The 16,477-nt window shown below is 72.9% G+C and carries 11 protein-coding genes and 1 pseudogene; 2 read left to right on the top strand and 10 right to left on the bottom strand.

Annotated features, from left to right (window positions below):
- Window positions 1–929, bottom strand: a 929-nt coding sequence (gene pgfA / locus E1293_RS32615; RefSeq protein WP_132201463.1) for a cell envelope lipid trafficking protein PgfA, incomplete at its 3' end; no start/stop codon positions are given.
- 154 nt (window positions 930–1,083) lie between these two features.
- On the opposite strand from pgfA, the gene E1293_RS32610 reads away from it, so the two are divergent.
- Together E1293_RS32610 and E1293_RS49735 are read left to right on the top strand one after the other, a co-directional pair.
- Window positions 1,084–1,857 (top strand): class I SAM-dependent methyltransferase, encoded by a 774-nt coding sequence (locus E1293_RS32610; protein WP_132201461.1) that lies wholly within the window; start codon window positions 1,084–1,086, stop codon window positions 1,855–1,857.
- The gene (locus E1293_RS49735) at window positions 1,854–3,089 is read left to right on the top strand and encodes an acyltransferase family protein (protein ID WP_243716881.1); all 1,236 of its coding nucleotides are present in this window, start codon (window positions 1,854–1,856) and stop codon (window positions 3,087–3,089) included. Before E1293_RS32610 ends, E1293_RS49735 begins: the two co-directional genes overlap by 4 nt.
- A gap of 1,000 nt (window positions 3,090–4,089) precedes the next feature.
- On the opposite strand, the pseudogene E1293_RS49730 reads toward E1293_RS49735, so the two are convergent.
- From E1293_RS49730 to E1293_RS32565, 9 genes and pseudogenes are all read right to left on the bottom strand, one after another.
- A pseudogene (locus E1293_RS49730) lies at window positions 4,090–7,311 on the bottom strand (alpha-(1->3)-arabinofuranosyltransferase domain-containing protein); the annotation flags it as partial.
- Between the two features lie 98 nt (window positions 7,312–7,409).
- Complete coding sequence (locus E1293_RS32595) at window positions 7,410–8,585, bottom strand: glycosyltransferase family 4 protein (RefSeq protein ID WP_132201455.1); 1,176 nt, start codon at window positions 8,583–8,585, stop codon at window positions 7,410–7,412.
- The gene (locus E1293_RS32590; protein ID WP_132201453.1) at window positions 8,582–9,430 is read right to left on the bottom strand and encodes a glycosyltransferase; all 849 of its coding nucleotides are present in this window, start codon (window positions 9,428–9,430) and stop codon (window positions 8,582–8,584) included. The genes E1293_RS32595 and E1293_RS32590 overlap by 4 nt, the downstream gene beginning before the upstream one ends.
- A gap of 13 nt (window positions 9,431–9,443) precedes the next feature.
- Entirely contained in the window at window positions 9,444–9,575 is a 132-nt protein-coding gene (locus E1293_RS50305) for a hypothetical protein (RefSeq protein WP_279473314.1), read from the bottom strand.
- Window positions 9,576–9,577: 2 nt separating this feature from the next.
- Complete coding sequence (locus E1293_RS32585) at window positions 9,578–11,272, bottom strand: MmpA family trehalose lipid delivery protein (RefSeq protein ID WP_243716879.1); 1,695 nt, start codon at window positions 11,270–11,272, stop codon at window positions 9,578–9,580.
- A 66-nt stretch (window positions 11,273–11,338) separates the two neighbouring features.
- Window positions 11,339–13,471, bottom strand: coding sequence for an acyl-CoA dehydrogenase family protein (locus tag E1293_RS32580; protein WP_132201451.1), 2,133 nt, complete (start codon window positions 13,469–13,471; stop codon window positions 11,339–11,341).
- Between the two features lie 53 nt (window positions 13,472–13,524).
- Window positions 13,525–14,715: a flagellar basal body-associated FliL family protein gene (locus E1293_RS32575; RefSeq protein ID WP_132201449.1), complete on the bottom strand. Its 1,191-nt coding sequence runs from the start codon at window positions 14,713–14,715 to the stop codon at window positions 13,525–13,527.
- A 74-nt stretch (window positions 14,716–14,789) separates the two neighbouring features.
- Window positions 14,790–15,692, bottom strand: a complete 903-nt coding sequence (locus E1293_RS32570; RefSeq protein ID WP_132201447.1) for an EI24 domain-containing protein — start codon at window positions 15,690–15,692, stop codon at window positions 14,790–14,792.
- Between the two features lie 11 nt (window positions 15,693–15,703).
- Window positions 15,704–16,477 (bottom strand): SDR family NAD(P)-dependent oxidoreductase (locus E1293_RS32565; protein ID WP_132201445.1); only part of this gene is annotated, 774 nt, incomplete at its 5' end.

The raw sequence follows: 16,477 nt of genomic DNA, 5'->3' as shown, positions 1-16,477 counted from the left end.
CGGTGGGACATGGCCAGGTAGCCGCCGGCGAACAGCAGGACCAGGCCGAGGAAGATGGCGCCGCCGGGGAGGTAGCTGCGCACCAGGTCGATCTCCAGGGCCTTGCCGTTGGCCGTGTCGACCATGGCCTTCTCGTCCTTGGCGAGGGTGACGAGGTCGGCCTGGGCGACGATCATCTGGCCCTTGCCGTCCGGCGTGCGGACGGTGCTGCGGATGTTCTTGCGCTGCTTGACCGGGATGCCGGTGCGCGGGTCGACCCAGACCGTGTTGTAGGCCTCGGTGTAGCGGTCGACCTTCTGGTTCCCCGCGTCCTCGGGGAGGCCGAGCATCTTGGCGGGGAGCTTGGCGTCGAGCGCGGCGGTCTTCGTCAGCGGGATCGTCTGGGTGAAGCGGTAGGCGGTGAGGCCGTGCACCTTCTCGACCGCGCCGAACCGCATCAGCGCCGTCTGCTTGGTCGTCGTGTCGTAGACCGGGTAGTCGCGCTTCTTCACGTTCGCGAGCGGGAACAGCAGGCCGTAGCCGGACATCCGGACGCCGTTGTCGCCGTCGACATGCACGCCGCAGCAGTTGACCAGGACGCTGGTGTGGCGGTCGAACGCTATGCGGAAGCCCTGGATCTGGACCGGCTTGTCCGGGTTCGCCTGGTCGTAGATGTTGGTCGTGGAGTCCCAGACGGCGATGTCGTCGTTGCCCTCGTTGGCGCGGACGTCCCCCCGGACGGTGTTCTTGGCCAGCAGGGTCACGCCCGTCTTGACCTTCAGGCTCGCCTGGTCGAAGTACGTGGAGTTCTTCGACTCCAGGTTCGTCACCTGGTACTGGTTCAGCGGCGCCACGATCACCTGGTCGGCCACGTAGAAGCGGACGAGCGGCGCGAGCGTGAGGAAGAAAGCGCCCAGGCCGATCAGGACCAGGCCGACCGGTCGCCGCATCAACACCTCCGGAACTGCCGTCGTGCACACGGCCGCGGGGCCACGTCCGGGTCACCCTACCGGAGCCGCATACTGGTCGGTAAGCTCCCCGTTACCTCGCGGGCCCCGGCCCGCGCAGCCCCCGGATCGACGACACCGACAGCGAGGTGGCCGGATGGCCTCGGCGCCCACCAGGCAGGACGGGCCGCGTCCCGCGCCTGGGCACCGGGCGACGCTGGCGCGGTCGGTGCGGCTGCTGAGCGCGTTCCGGCGCGAGCAGAGCGAGCCGGAGTTCTTCTACCGGCTGATGGCGCGGGACGCCGTCGCGCAGCTCGGCACCTACACCGATCTCGACGGGGCGACCGTCGTGGACGTGGGGACGGGGTCCGGGTTCTTCGCGCGGGCGCTGACCGGCGCCGGGGCGCGGTGCACGGGCATCGACCATGATCTCGCCGAGCTGACCGCCCTCGGTGCGCAGGGGGCGAACACGCTCGTCGCGAGTGCGCTGGCCCTCCCGTTCCGGACGGGGTCCGTCGACGTGTGCTTCTCGTCCAATGTGCTTGAGCATGTGCCCGATCCTTGGCGGATGGCCGATGAGATGGTCCGCGTGACCAGGGCGGGTGGAACGGTCTTCCTGTCGTTCACCAACTGGCTGTCGCCGTGGGGCGGCCACGAGACCTCCCCCTGGCACTACCTCGGCGGCGACCGGGCGGCGCGGCGGTACGAGCGGAGGAACGGGCGTCCGCCGAAGAACCGCTTCGGGCGGTGCCTGCATCCGGTGTCGGTCTCGTCGGCGTTGCGGTGGGCCCGGGACAGCAGCGACGTGACGATCCTGGACGCCCTGCCCCGCTACCACCCGCGCTGGGCGGAGGGCATCGTGCACGTCCCGGGGCTGCGCGAGATCGCCACCTGGAACCTCGTGCTGGTGCTGCGGAAGAAGGGGCCGTGACGGCGGCCCCGCAGCGACCGGCGCCGCCGCCCATCTCGGGTCATCAGGACACTCTGGACGGCGTCCGGGCGCTGGCCGCGCTCGCCGTCCTCGTCTTCCACGTCGCCAGCACGGCCGGTTCGATCACGAACCCCGACGGCGTGCGGTGGCTGTTCAACGGCGGCCAGGTCGGGGTGCCGATCTTCTTCACGCTGTCCGGGCTGCTGCTCTACCGGCCCTGGGCGGCGACGGTGCTGGACGGCCGGTCCGCCCCGCGCGCGGCCAGGTACCTGCGGCGGCGCGTGTTCCGCATCATGCCCGCCTACTGGGCCGTGATCGTGGTCTTCATGGTCACGGCGGGACGGGACCACATCGGCGACTTGGGCACCTGGGCCTCGCTGCTGACCGTCACGCAGACCTACCTGCCCGACCCGTGGTGGAGCAGCGAACTAGGCCCGGCGGAGCTGGGGCAGCTGTGGAGCCTGGTGATCGAGGTCGCCTGGTACGTCACGCTGCCGGTCACCGCGGCGGTCCTCGCCTGGTACGCGCGCCGGGCCCGCACCCACGACGTCGGCGTGCGGGCGAAGCGGCTCCTGATCGGCATCGCCGTGTACGGGTCGCTGTCGTTCCCCTGGACGGCCCTCATGTTCGTCCCGGAGCGCAACTCCCAGATGGGGCTGTGGCTGCCGCGGTACTTCGCCTGGTTCGCGATCGGGATGGCGCTGGCCGTGGTCACGGTGTGGGCGCGGCTGGACGAGCGGCGCCCGGTCGCGGCCCTGTGCCGGGCCGTGTCCGACTCCTGGGCGGCCTGCTGGGTCGCCGCCGCGATGCTCTACGCGGTCGCGGCGACACCGGCGGCGGGGCCGCTCAGCCTGCAGACGGCGGACTCGTTCTGGACGTCCACCCTGCACCTGATCCTGTTCGGGTCGTGTGCGGCGGCCCTGGTCGCACCGGTCGCGCTGGCACCGGCGGGGCAGCCGGCGCTGGGCGCGATCCTCGGGAACCGGGTGATGCGGTTCCTCGGCCGGATCTCCTACGGCGTGTTCCTCTGGCAGCTCCTGATCATCGTTTCCTGGTACGAGGCGGCCGACCGGGTCTTCCGCGGGGACGTCGCGACGGATCTTCCGCTGCTGGCCGCGGCGTCCATCGCAGCGGGGACCCTGAGCTACTACCTGGTGGAGTGGCCGGTTCAGCGGCTGACCCGGCGGCGGGACCGGTCCCGCCCGGCCCCTGCCCGGGTGCCGTCCAGCTGAGCGGGATCCGCCCGCCCGCGTCGCCGCGGCGGGACGGCTTCGGCCGCCACAGCTCGACCGCGACCCGTCCGACGATGAGGAGGCCGAGCAGCTGCGGCGCGATGTCGCCGAGCGGGCCGGACGGGGCGGCGGGGTTGTCGAGCAGGTCCAGCCGGATGCCGGCGGCGAGGCAGCCCGTCCCGGCGAGCATGGCGAGCGCGACCGGCCACGGTGAGGCGAGGGCGCGCGGGACGGCCGAGCGCCGGGTCCGGGCCCAGCCGCAGAGGGCCGCGACGGCAGCCGCGGCGGCGGCGCCGGGGATCCCGGCGATCCAGCCGCCGAGCGCGGCGGCGAGCCCGATCGCCGCCCAGGCGGGCCAGCCCGTCCCGGCGACGAGGGCGCCCGGCTCGGGACGGCGCCGGCTCCGCCGCCCCGGCCAGACGGCGGCGAGCAGCAGGACGAGAAGCAGGTTGAGGCCGGCGACGACGGCGACGCGCTGCGCCCGGTCGGGCCCGTAGGTCAGCTCGACGGTGCCGCTGGTGCCCGCGGGGACGAGCCAGCCCTGCTTCCAGCCGTCCAGCCGGACGGCGCGCAGCTCGGTGCCGCCGGCGGTCGCGCGCCAGCCGGCGTTGAAGTTCTCGTTCACCGTGAGGAACGAGTCGGTGCCGGCGTCGACCTCCAGCTTGCGCGAGCTGGACCCCCAGCCGACGACCTTGACCTGCTGCGGTGGCCGCGCGGTCTTCGCCGCCCCCGGTTTCGCGCCGACGGTGACCGTGTCGAGGCGGTAGGAGCCGAGGGGCTCACCGGTCAGGTGGTTCGGGCCCGCCTTGAGGGCGGCTCCCCCGCACGCGGTGAACTGGATCGGGCGGCCCGCGAGGAGGTCACCGAGCGTGCCGGTCGCCTGGGTCTGGACGGTGCCGGCTCCGACGCGCAGCTTCGGCCCGTATCCGCACGGCAGCCGCAGCGGATAGGTGCGGACGTCCGGGATCGGCTTGACGCCCGGGATGTCGAGGCCGGCGACCTGGACGGACCGGTTCTGGCTGTCCTTGAAGAAGGTGAGCTTGAGCCGGTCCGTCGTCATCGGGGCGAACGACAGCCTGCCCGCGGCGTCCGACAGCCCCTCGCGGGTCTCGCCGTTCTCGCCCTCGACCCGGATGCGTATCGGGCCCGACGCGCCGGGGGGACGCGTGACCGTCACCGTGGACAGGCGCTCGCGCCCCTTCCACCGGACGCTGTAGGTGGGCGCGTCGTCCCGGTCCCCCGCGATCCAGGACGTCGCCGGATCGCCGTCGAAACCGGATCTGGCCTGGTCGGCGGGGTGGTCGGACAGCGTCGAGCTCGCGGCCACGACCGGCTGGCCGTGGACGGCGGTGTACCGGTCGATGAGCCGCTGGTCGGTGAGGACGGCCGTGCCGGTGACGGGCGCCCTGCCCGCCACCGGCGAGGTGAACGTCCGGTCGAAGCCCGCGCCCTCCTCGTCGCCGGACCCGAGGGACGGCGAGCACACCCACCGCCGGCTGCCCTTCATGCATTCGGCCGCCGCGCCCGGCGGGCGGCTCATCACGTACGTGGCCGGGCCGTCGACCCCGGCGGGCGCGGGCATCGTGTACGTCCGGGTGGGTTTCACGCCCGCGATGGACAGGTCGGCCACGCCCGCGCGCGCGAACGCGGGGACGACCGGCGCCGACGCGAGGGCGGTGATGCGCAGCCGCAGCCAGCGGGTCGGGCCCTCGGGCGCGCGCAGCGGCTGCGCGGTCGCGATCTTCTGGACGTCCTGCTCCACCGTCCCGTTCTCGGTCTCGACGGCGACCCGCGAGACGGGCGGCCCGAGCGCGGGGTCCTGGACGAACGTGGCGGTGAGGTTGCGCACGTCGCGTGCCTTGTCGAAGCCGACGCGGAGCCACTGCCCGGTCGGCCCGTCCCAGCCGCCGGTCTCCCAGGCGCTGAACCGGTCACCGTCGAACGCCGCATAGGGGGTCGCCTCGGTGTTGCGGGCCTGCGGGATCGCGTCGTCGCCCGCCGCCGACGAGGACGCCGTGACATCGCGGACGCCGCCCCCGTAGGTCACATGGGTGGCGTACTGCTTCCAGCCCGTGTCGAGGACGTCGGTGGCCTCACCCTTGTGGGCGGCGGACAGCGTCGGGGACGTCTGGTGCAGTTCGCCGAAGTTGCGGCTCAGCAGCCGGGGCGAGTCGGTCACGACGGGGGCGCCCTTGAGGTCGGGAGCGTCGTCGTCGAGCAGGACGGGCCCGTCGGGCAGGGCGCCGTCGTCGGCCATGGCCAGCAGCGACTCCGGCCCCCCGTACACGCGGGTGGGCTTGGACGCGTCGGCGAGGTTCGCGACGTCGGCGGCTCCCTCGACCTCGTAGACCTCCAGCGCCGGGTACTTCTGGTCGAAGGCCGACACCGCGTCGTCGGCGTCGCTCCCGACGGGCGCGCCGAACGAGGCGACCCTGCGCATACCGGGCGAGTCGCCGAGCGCCTGGTGCAGGCGGGCGGGCCAGGCGCCGCGCAGTGTCTCCCGCCGCAGGTCGTTGCGGACCAGCACGTACCGGACGCCCATCCGGCCGAGGAAGCCGCTCAGCCCCGGCGACCCCTGCCCGGACCGGACCTGCTGGTCGATCGCGTCGAGCGCGCGCGTGTACCCGGGCGACCCGGCCGGGACGAGCTGCCGGACGCCCCATCGCGCCAGCAGCAGCGGCTGGACGATGTCGTCCATCGGGCGGCCCCACAGGTATTCGCCGAACGGCGCCCCGGGGACGGCGAGGACGCCCTGCTGCCCGGCCCGCGCGTTGATCCAGGAGGCGGCGTCGCGCCAGTACGGGGGCACCTCCTTGAAGTCGCCCGGCCCGGTCAGGCCGTTCGAGGCGGCGGTGAGGCCGATGCCGCCGAGCGCCACGGCGGCGGCCACGGGCAGGCTGACCAGCGACTTCGCTGTCACGCCGAACACCGGCGCCGTCCCGCCGCTGAGGCTCCGCATGCCGCCGTTCTTGGCGTTCCGGGCATGGCGGGCCGCCGCGACGAGGACGTGGGCGAGGCCGAGCGCGAGCGGCAACCGGACCACCGCGTCGAACTTGTGCAGGTTGCGGAGCGGCGCGAGCGGGCCGTCCAGCAGGTCGCGGAGCTGCCCCGCGAACGGGCCGGGGATGTCGCTGAGGTGGCCCATCGACAGGACCGCCAGCCCGGCCAGCAGCGTGAGCAGCAGGAACGTCCGCTCGGGGAGCAGCCGGCTCAGCAGTCCGGCGAGCCCGAGCGCGGCGACGATGCCGGTGCAGACGACCGGTACCGGGCCGAGCGACAGGCTGTGCCCGACCGGCCACCAGACTTGCCCGTCGACGATCAGGTAGTTGACCCAGCGTTCCGCGCCGCGCAGCACGTTGATCAGGCCGGTCGGCCCGGTCGTCGTCTCGGCCTTCTCGGTGTAGGTCAGCCACGAGAACCCGTACGTGCCGGTGAGCAGGAGCGGGGCGAGCCACCAGGCCGTCGCCGCGCCGGCGCACACCGACCACCAGGCGAGGATCCGCGCTCGGAACGAACCGCGCGGCCGCGTCACCACGTACACGACCGGCACGACCAGGACGGCGAAGGTGGCGGTCGCGTTGATGCCGCCGCAGCAGGCGATCGCCAGCCCGGACCTGGCCGCGGCCTTCAGCCGCCCGCTCTCCCCGGATGCCGCGGCCACCAGCGGCAGGACGATCCACGGCAGCATCGCGACCGGCAGGTACTCCGAGGAGATCTGCCCCAGCGTGGCCAGCCCGTTCGGCGCGAGCGCGTAGGCCATCGCGGCGAACAGCCGCGATGCCGAGGCGCCCGGACCGCCGATGCCGAGCCGCGCGGCGAGCCGCCAGGTGCCGGTGAACGCCAGGCACATCAGCAGCGCCAGCCAGAACCGCTGGGTGATCCACGCGGGCATGCCGATGACGTCGCCGAGCGCGAAGAACGGGCCCATCGGGAACAGGTAGCCGACGGCCTGGTTCTGCAGCTGGCCGAACTGCTCCGGGTCCCACAGGTGGAGGGCGCGGCCGAGGAACCCGAGCGGGTTCACCGCCATGTCGATCTTGGTGTCGGCGAGGATCGCGCCGGGACGGGTGCCGAACGCGAGCGCGGTCAGCGTCAGGCAGCACGCGAGGACGCGCAGCCGCTCGCGCAGCCGCCCGGCGGCGTCCAGGCCGTCCGGCCCGCCGCCGGAGGCAGCCCGGCGAGGCGCGCCCGCGCGGGGCGGATCCGCCTCTCCCACGGCCATGCTCGCCCTCCGCCCCTCTCCTGCTACTAGGACCTTCCTGCTATCAGGACCTTCCCGCTACCAGGACTCCCCTGCTCCCCGCCTCGGCGACGCCGGACTCACCGACGCCGGCCGGGGTGCTCGACACCGTACCCGCGGCCGCCCGCGCTCCGGGTGGCGGAGACGACGAGGTCCCGCATCCGGGCGGCGGTGTCGGCCCAGTCGAACTCTGCCGCACGGGTCTGACATTCCGTGGCGACCTGATCGCGCTGCGTAGGATCGGCCAGCTCCTTGAGCGCTCGCCGGACGACTTCGGCCTGGTCATCGCCGGTGTGGACGAGCCATCCGGTGACACCGTCGCGGACGGCGTCGCGCAGCCCGTCCACGTCGTGCGCGACGGTCGGGACGCCGAGCGCCGCCGCCTCGATCACGCTCAGGCCCCACCCTTCGCCCTGCGACGTGCTGAGGTGCAGGTCGGCGCGGGCGACCAGAGCGCCCTTCACCTTCTCCGGCACGTAGCCGTGCGCGATGACGACGCCGCCCAGGCCGCGCTCGGTGATCCCGGCCGCGAGCGTGACCGATTCTGGGCCGTCCCCAACGATGTGGAGCTTGAGGCCAGGATGGGTCTCGGCAAGGCTTTCCGCGAGGTCGAGCAGCAGGTGGATGCGTTTGTGCGGGACGAGCCGTGTCACGCAGACGAGATCCGGGTCGCCTGCGGGCTCCGAGACCACGCCGTCGGTTTCGGCGGCCACCGTCCCGTTGGGAATGACATGGGTGGGCCCCGTCCACCCCAGTCTGTCCCTGACGGCGCGCTGCGTGGACGGTGAGACGACCACGAACGCATGGCGCCGATAGGTCCAGCGGCTCACCGGCCCTTCCAGGACTCGGCCGACCCAGGCGAGCCATCTGGGGAAGTACAGGCCGAACTGGGCGTCGTGCACATGGTGGATGACGCAGAAAACCGGGACGCGTCGAGGCAGTACCCAAGGCGTGAAGAACGGGATGCCGTTCTGGCAGTCGATGACCGCGTCGAAGCCGCGTCGTAGGCGGTACCCCAGCATCCACAGCAGGACGAGCGGGTAGACGGTGAAACGGCCGCCGAGACGCACGAACTCCACGTCCTCGACCTTTTCCCTACGCACCTGCCCTGGCGCCCTGCACGTCACGTAGTGGACGCGGGTTCCTTCCCTGGCGAACCTCCGTGCCAGCTCCCAGGCGTAGCGTTCGGCGCCGCCTGCGGCGGGATGCCAGGGATCCCTCCAGTTGACGACCGCCAGCCGCAAATCCCTGGTCATCCCGTCTTCGCGTTCGAAGTGGACGCCTTCCCTGTCACGGCGACCGGCTGCGGGCTCGGCTCACCGAACACCGCCCGGACCGGCACGATCGGAAGGTTCGGCTTCACCGGCACGGCGGGCGGGCGCATGCCGGCGCGCGCGCGGATCCGGGCCAGGTCCATCAGGCATTGCAGGGAATGCCGCCGGACGGAGAACGTCGACCCGGGCCGGTCGCGCCAGACGACCGGGATGTCCGTCACGGAGGCCCCCCGCCGGACGCAGTGGGCGAGAAGCTCGACGTCGAAGGAGAAGCCGGTCGTGCGCAGGTCGGCGGCGGCGGCCCGCCCCAGCGGGCCGAGGAAGAACTTGAACCCGCACTGGGTGTCGGAGATGCCGCCCGCGAGGTCGCGGACGATCCGGTTGAAGGTGATCGCGCCGAGCCGCCTGACGGGCAGCGCGTACCCCTCGACGACCGACCGACCGTGGCGCCTTGACCCGACCACGACCGGGCGGCCCTCGCGCAGCAGGACGATGGCTTCGTCCAACGCCGCGAGGTCTGTCGCCATATCGGCGTCCATGAAGCCTACATAAGGAGCACGGGTCATGAGGAGTCCCGCGCGGACTGCGGCGCCTTTTCCTCGGCGCTCGCATCGCACCAGCCGCACCGGTACCGGCCCGTCCCATGCGCGGACGATGTCGGCCGTCCCGTCGGTGCTCGCGTTGTCCACGACGATGACCTCGGCCCGGACCGGCAGGCCGGCGAGCTTGCCGCACAGCAGTTCGAGCCCCGCCGGAAGCCGATCGGCCTCGTTGTAGGCGGGGACGACGATCTCCAGGAGCGCGGAGCGGGCGCGCCGGGTCCCCATCAGGGCCTGCAGGTCACCGGGCGCCGTAGTTGTACAGCGGCTTGATGACGGGGTCCTTCTGGGAGGCGTTCGCGAGCTGGACCGCGCCGAACGACGCTCCGGCGGCCAGCAGGACGCCGACGACGGCGGCGATGGCGATGCGCATTGTCAGGGGGTCCTTCGTCGGTGGGGGTCGCGGGGCTTGATACTGCCGAGTAGCGGAATGCTCAGAGTAGTGCGTGGGGCCACGAATGACCAGAAAACGAACAGACTCGCCACGGCCCACGCGGCCGCCACGGGCGCGACGGGAACCTGGTCACCAGTCGCTTCGGCGGCCCCGTCGATCCGGTAAACGACCAGGTCAGCCCCTCGGAGCACCGCGGTGGCGGCACCGGAGGGGCGGATCGTCCCCGGCTCCGCGTCGACCACGACGTACCGTACACCTTCGTCACGCAGTGTCACCGCAGGTGGCGCGCCCGTCCGGGCGGCCGGGGCGAGCCTGACGGCCCGCGGATCCTCGGGCGCGACGGTCGTGCCGTCCACGGTGACGGCGTCGTCCACGATGACGCGGCGGTGCAGGTACCGGGGCAGCGGGTCGAGTACGCGGCGGCCGTGGTTCCACGAGTAGCTCCGGTACGACGCCCAGGGCAGGACCAGGACGTCCCCCTGTGCGGGGTCGCCGTCGATGATGTGCCGGGCCCGCGCCCAGTCGTCCGGGTACTGGACGGCCCGCAAGTCCCCGGCCGCACCCCACGCCAGCGTCGGCAGCAGGAACACGGGGACGGCCATCGCGGCGGCGGCCACCCCTGGCCACCGTGCTTCGGCCGCCCTGTCGGCGGCCAACCCGAGCCCCACGGCCACTACGACGGCGAGCGGCGCCACGTATTGCTGTCCGTCCCGCAGGACGGCGAACCCGGGCCAGAGGTCGATGACAGCCTCAAGACCACCGGGCGACACCGCTCCCAGGGAGGCCACAACAAATCCGACCATCGCCGCGATGACAGCACCACGCCGCTCCTGGCCCCATCTCCAGTAGGCGGCCAGTGCGACGACGACCACGAGGAGCCAGATCGTCGCCGTCACTGGCGCTCCATAGGAGCGCGGCACGGTTTCGCCGTTCCAGACGCCGCCGAGTGCGAGCAGGCTGCCGAGCGTCCCGAACGGTGTGTCGGCCCGTGCCGCGAACAGGCCGACGGCCGTCCCGTCCCCTGGCACCCCTGCCGGTCGCAGCAGCCCGGGGACGAGCCAAGGCAGACTCAAGACCCCCGCAGTCACCACGACCCGAACCACCCGCGGTCTGCGCTCCCCTCGGGTCGCCAGGGCTACGGTCACCGCCGTTAGGGCGGAGACCGTCAGCGCGGCGAATCCACCGATCGCCGCAGGGAGTAGGGCTCGGGCAAGGCGGCGCGTGCCGCCGGGCTCGTGCGCACGGGGGGCGGCGGCCACCACCCAGGGCAGGGCCGCGTACCCGAGAAGGAGCGCCCACTGACCCAACAGCAGGCGCTCGGCGACGAACGGGTTCCACGCGTAGCAGACACCGGTGGCAAGGCGCGGCAGCAGGCGGCGGGACGGCACCAGCGACGCCGCCGACGTGCACGCCATCACGAAGACCGCCAGCAGGACGAGCTTCTGCACGACGTCCGCCGGGATGACGGCCGCCAGCGCGGTCACGAACGCGTCGCTCGGGACGTGCCGGGGAACGACGCCGGTCAGCCCGAACGTCATGCGGGTGAACGCCGGGTCGGGCACGAACACCATGTCGTACGACAGCACGAATCCGGGCGCGAGCCCCGGCCCCAGCGCCGCAAGCCCGAGCCCCAGCCCGGTCACTGCGGCCACCAGGTGCCGCGTCCGGTCGTTCAAGAAGTCCGTTCCCGCATGTGAGCCTGGACGCTACCTGACCTGTTCCCTGGCCGGGGACGCCCCCGGCTACCGCGCGGGCTCCGGGTCGCGGGGCAGGCCGAGGATGCGCTCGCCGATCACGTTCAGGTTGACCTCGGTGGTGCCGCCGCCGATGGTCATGGCGCGGGACGCGAGCAGGTAGCGGGTCCAGCGGGCGCGGAGGCCGTCCTCCCTGCCGCCGGTGAGCGCGCCCTCCTCGCCGAGAAGCGTGAACCCGAACTCGGTGACGTGCTGGCCGTGCTCCATCGCCACGAGTTTCCGGACGTTCGCCGTGGCCCCCGGATCCGTTCCGGAGAGCTGCTTCAGCGTGGCCCGGAGGCCGAGGAGGTTGAACGAGTGCTCGTCGCAGGCCAGGTGCCCGATCCCGTCGCGGACGACCGGGTCGTCGTCCAAGCCGAGTCCGGCGGCCAGTTCGAGCAGCTTAGGCAGGTCGCCGCCGAGCTGGAAGCTGCTGGTCAGGCCGACGCGCTCGTTGGCGAGGGTGGTGCGGGCGACGCGCCAGCCCGCGTCGACCGGGCCGACGACGAGGTCGTCCGGGACGAACACGCCGTCCAGGAACACCTCGTTGAACACGGCTTCGCCCGTGCATTCGCGCAGCGGGCGGACCTCGATGCCCGGCGACTTCATATCGAGGAGGAAGTAGGTGATGCCGTCGTGCTTGGGACGGTCCGGGCTGGTCCGCGCGATGCAGATGCCCCACTGCGCCTCGCGGGCGAGGGACGTCCAGATCTTCTGGCCGGTGATCGTCCAGCCGCCCTCGACGCGTTCGGCGCGCGTCCGCAGCCCGGCGAGGTCGGAGCCCGAGCCCGGCTCGGAGAACAGCTGGCACCAGATGATCTCGCCGCGCAGCGTCGGCGGCAGGAACCGCTCCTGCTGCTCGGCGGTCCCGTACTGGACCAGCGAGGGGACGACCCATGCCGCGATCATCAGCGGCACCGGGCGGACCTTCGCCGCCGCCAGCTCCTGCTGGATCACGATCTGCTCCAGCGGCCCGGCGCCCCGTCCCCACGGCTCGGGCAGGTGCGGCGTCACCCAGCCGCCCTCGGCCATCGCCGCCCGCTGTGCGAGCGGCTCCATGGCAGCCAGCTCGGCGACGCGGGCGCGGACCTCCTCGCGGACCGGTGCCGCGTCCTCGTCCAGCTCGATGCTCATCGGACGCCGGACGCCCGCAACGGCCAGCGCGCCGACATCCGCCCGGTGTCCGCTTGCCCGCCCCAGGAGCGCACGAAGCGTCAGGGCCCTCCGGTAGAGCAGGTGGGCGTCGTGCTCATACGTGTAGCCGATGCCTCCATGAACCTGGATGTTGCCCTCTGTGCAGGTGACGGCGGCGTCCGCTGCCAAGGCTGCTGCCACGCCCACCGCGTAAGCGCGCTGTTCTTCTGACTCGTCCAGAGCGCGCACGGCATCCCACACTGCTGCCCTGGCCCGCTCCACGGCGATGAGCATCCGGGCACATTTGTGCTTGATGCCCTGGAACTGGCCGATCGGACGGCCGAACTGCTCACGGAGCTTCGCGTAGCCAACGGCGTCGTCCAAGGCTCGTCCGGCGACGCCGCATGCCTCGGCCCCCAGCAGGACGGCGGCATAGGCGTGCGCGTCCATTCCGCTTAGGAAGGACTCGTCCGGGACGGTCACGTGGTCGACCGTGACCGATCCGACCGGGCGCGTGATGTCGAGCGACTCCAGCGACCCCACGGTGACGTCGTCCCGTGCGACGACTACCCAGCCGTCACGCACCGGGAGCAGGAAGACGTCTGCCAACGGCGCGCCCAGGACCGGCTGGATCGTGCCGGAGACGACAGAACCGTCCCTGTCCAGGCTTCCCGAGAGCCCGACCGCCGCCGTACGGGTTCCGTCGATGAGGCCGCGCACCTGGGCTCCGGCCGCGTGCATGATGGCGGACGCCAGCACGGTCGGCGTGTACGGGCCGGGAGCCATCGCCCGCCCGAGTTCCTCCAGCGCGACGGCCTGCTCCAGGATCCCGAAGCCCTCGCCGCCCGCGTCCTCGGGCAGGTGCAGGCCGGGCAGCCCCTGCGCCGCGAGCGCGGGCCAGCAGCCGGCGTCCGCCCTGCGGACGGCCTGCGACGTGATGTTCCGTTCGGCGAACCCGCGCACCGACGCCGCGAGCGCCTCGTGTTCCTCGGTCAGCCCGATGGCCATGGCCACACCTTTCTCCGGGGTGGCCACAGCCTATTAGAACGTCATTCGGGTTGTCAGGATGCGATCTTCAACTGCCCGAGGAACTCGTTGACGTCCGGCCACCGCTTCTTGTGCGTGTTCGGCATCGACGCGAACACCACGGCCGGCGCCTTCCGGCCGGTGTCGATCACCGCGGTGGCGACGACCTCGCCGGTCGCCCGCACCCCGGCGCGCTTGTAGGTGAGGTACGAGGCGATCAGCCAGCCCCGGTGCCCGCCCACGGTCAGGGCCTGCGACGCCAGCGGCGCCGACTTGTGCTCGAACGCGTAGTACTGCGCCTCGTATCCCTGCGCGGCCAGCCCGGCGACGTTCTTCACGCTGTCCGGCCCCTGGTAGGCGCCCTGCAGCGTCGGGATGAGCGTGCCGGTGAGCAGCTGCCCGTACCAGAGCTGCGCGCCGCGCTTCTCCGTCACCAGGATCTGCTGGCCCGACCATCCGGGCGTGCCCAGCTTGTTCTCCTTGGTGGGCACCTGCCAGGGCGCGGCCATCCGCGGGTACGACAGGCCGGACAGGGCGTCGTTCACCCGTCCGAGCATCCTGCTCGGCCGGCCGGCGAACTTCGCGAGCGGCTTGTCGGGCGGCAGCTGCGCCTGCACCCCCTCGGACTCCTCCGCCGCGGCCCGCTGGCCGGCGTTGCCGGACGTGTCCGCCGGCTCGTCGTCGCCGTTCTTCATGAAGTAGACGCCGCCGGCCGCGATCAGCGCGACGACCAGCAGCCCGATGCCGCCGAACAGGACCAGCCGGGACCGGCCGCCGGCCTCGTCCAGGGCGTCCCGCGGCGGCTTGCGCGGACCGGAACGCTCGCCCTTGCCGCCTCCGCCGCCGCCGAGCTTGGCGTCGGCCGACGCCTCGTCCGCCATCCACTCCGGCATCTGCCAGTTGCCGCTGCTCGGCTTGCCGGGCTTCGCCGGCTGACCGGACCCGGTGGGGACGGCCGGCACGTAGTTGCCGGTGCCGCCGTCGTCACCGGCGCCCTCGTCGAAGAGCGCCCCTTCCCACTCGGGGGCCTCCTCCGGCGCGGCGGGCGCGACCCGGACGTCCTCGGCGGCGGGCTCGCCGGCCTGCTCCTCGGCGGGTGCGGGCGCGGGCGGCCCGGTCTCGACCTTGCCCCAGATGTCGTGCGCCTGCGCGTCCTCCGCGCCGTCCCGCGGCTCGCTCTCGCTCATATCGGTCCAGCGCACGCCGCGCTCCCCCTGATCGGACATGCGGCACACGTTACGCGAAGATCACTCATGGATTTCCGGCCGGTCATCACGCTCAGGACACATCTTTCCATCGCTCAGTGATACCCCGCGAGGCCCGCGGACGCGGCGGGCTCGTCCGCCAGCCGCTCCCTGGCCAGCAGCGTGCCGCCCGCCACGGCGCCCGGCATCGCCAGCACCGCGCCCAGCGGAATGAGGAACACCACAAAAGTCGCGGCGCCGAACCCGACGGCCAGCGGGCGGTGCGCCTTCAGCCGGGCGAAGCGCTCCTTGCGCCGCAGCCCGCGCCGGTCCATCGCGACCGACGTCAGCTCGCCCGCCAGGAAGTAGCCGGACACCAGCGCCGCGACCACCGGGACGACCGTCTGCCCCACCACCGGCAGGAACCCGCACGCGAAGAACACGACCGCGAACACCAGCGCGACCGCCCCGAGGATCAGCGCGTCCTTCACCGCCCGCCCGATCTGGACGAGCAGCGGGACGTCCGGGTCCGGCGGCGCGCCGCCCTGCGAGTCCTCCACCCGGACCGCGATGGCCTCGTAGAACGGGTCGCCGACCAGCAGCGTCACCGCCGTGAACGTGATCATCGCGAAGAACAGGGCGGATCCGTACAGCGCGATCCCCGCGACGACCCGCGCCGACGTCCGGGCCGCGTCCGCCCAGCCGTCCGCGAACCCCGTCACCCAGCCGGCCAGCTCGTCGATCTCGAACGCCAGGTAGACCAGCGCCGTGCCGTACACGGCCACCACGATCAGCGCGGGGATCAGCCCGAACAGCCACTGGGCCGGATGCCGCGCCACCCACCCGATGCCGCGCAGCAGGTAGCCGACACCGTTGAAGAAGTCCTTGAACGCGGACGGCTCGCCCGGCGGCTGCTGCGGCTGAGGGGGCGGTCCCGACCACGGGCCCGGCTGAGGCGGCGGCCCCGGCTGCGGCGGCGGACCGCCGGGCCGCTCCGGCGGAACATACGGTTGGTTCACGCAGCCAGACCCTATAGGGCGGGCAGCCCCACGAGGCGGGCGGACGAGTCCCAGACCGTCCGCCGCAGCTCCGGATCCTTCAGCGCCGCCACCGTCGGCAGCAGCCCGGCACCCGGCGTCGAGCTGTAGAAACCTCCGCTGCGGCCCTCGAACCCCTCGTCCAGCGCGAGCCGCAGCGCCATCCGCGCCCCCTGCTCCGGCGTCCGCAGCACCGGGGTGTGCGACAGCAGCGCCCCCACCCGCTCACTCCCCCGGACGTCCCGGGCCAGGCTCGTCGCGACGAGGCCGGGACACACCGCGTTCGCCGTGACGCCGCTCCCCTCCATCCGCCGCGCCAGCTCCTGCGCGAACAGGATGTTCAGCAGCTTCGACCGCCCGTACACCCGCATCGCCCCGGCCGCCCCGTACGACCCCGGCTCCGCCATCCGCTCGACGTCGAGCGGGCCCGACTGCCGGTGCGCCTCCGACGCCACGACCACCACCCGCGACGGCGCACCTTTCTCCAGCAGCCCCAGCAGCAGGTTCGTCAGCAGGAACGGCCCCAGATGGTTCGTCGCGATCATGCGGTCGTACCCGTCCGCGCTGACCTTGGCGCGCAGCAGCTGCACGCCCGCGTTGTCGACCAGCACGTCCAGCCGGTCGAACCGCTCCTCCAGCGACGCCGCGACCCGGCGCACGTCCAGCTGCACCGACAGGTCCGCCATGAACGTCTCGACCCGCGCGCCCGGCACGTCCCGGGCCAGCTCGTCCACCGTCTCGGCGGCCCGCATCTCGTTGCGGCAGAC

The sequence above is a fragment of the Actinomadura darangshiensis genome (assembly GCF_004349235.1).
Taxonomy (GTDB): domain Bacteria; phylum Actinomycetota; class Actinomycetes; order Streptosporangiales; family Streptosporangiaceae; genus Spirillospora; species Spirillospora darangshiensis.
The sequence above is the reverse complement of the archived record's forward strand: the minus strand, read 5'-3'. Positions and strand labels throughout refer to the sequence as shown.

Excerpts from the sequence above, each read along its gene's own strand:
- E1293_RS32610 (WP_132201461.1), top strand. The coding sequence starts at position 1,084 with ATGGCCTCGGCGCCCACCAGGCAGGACGGGCCGCGTCCCGCGCCTGGG.
- E1293_RS32595 (WP_132201455.1), bottom strand. The coding sequence starts at position 8,585 with ATGACCAGGGATTTGCGGCTGGCGGTCGTCAACTGGAGGGATCCCTGG.
- E1293_RS32590 (WP_132201453.1), bottom strand. The coding sequence starts at position 9,430 with ATGGGGACCCGGCGCGCCCGCTCCGCGCTCCTGGAGATCGTCGTCCCC.
- E1293_RS50305 (WP_279473314.1), bottom strand. The coding sequence starts at position 9,575 with ATGCGCATCGCCATCGCCGCCGTCGTCGGCGTCCTGCTGGCCGCCGGA.
- E1293_RS32580 (WP_132201451.1), bottom strand. The coding sequence starts at position 13,471 with ATGGCCATCGGGCTGACCGAGGAACACGAGGCGCTCGCGGCGTCGGTG.
- E1293_RS32575 (WP_132201449.1), bottom strand. The coding sequence starts at position 14,715 with ATGTCCGATCAGGGGGAGCGCGGCGTGCGCTGGACCGATATGAGCGAG.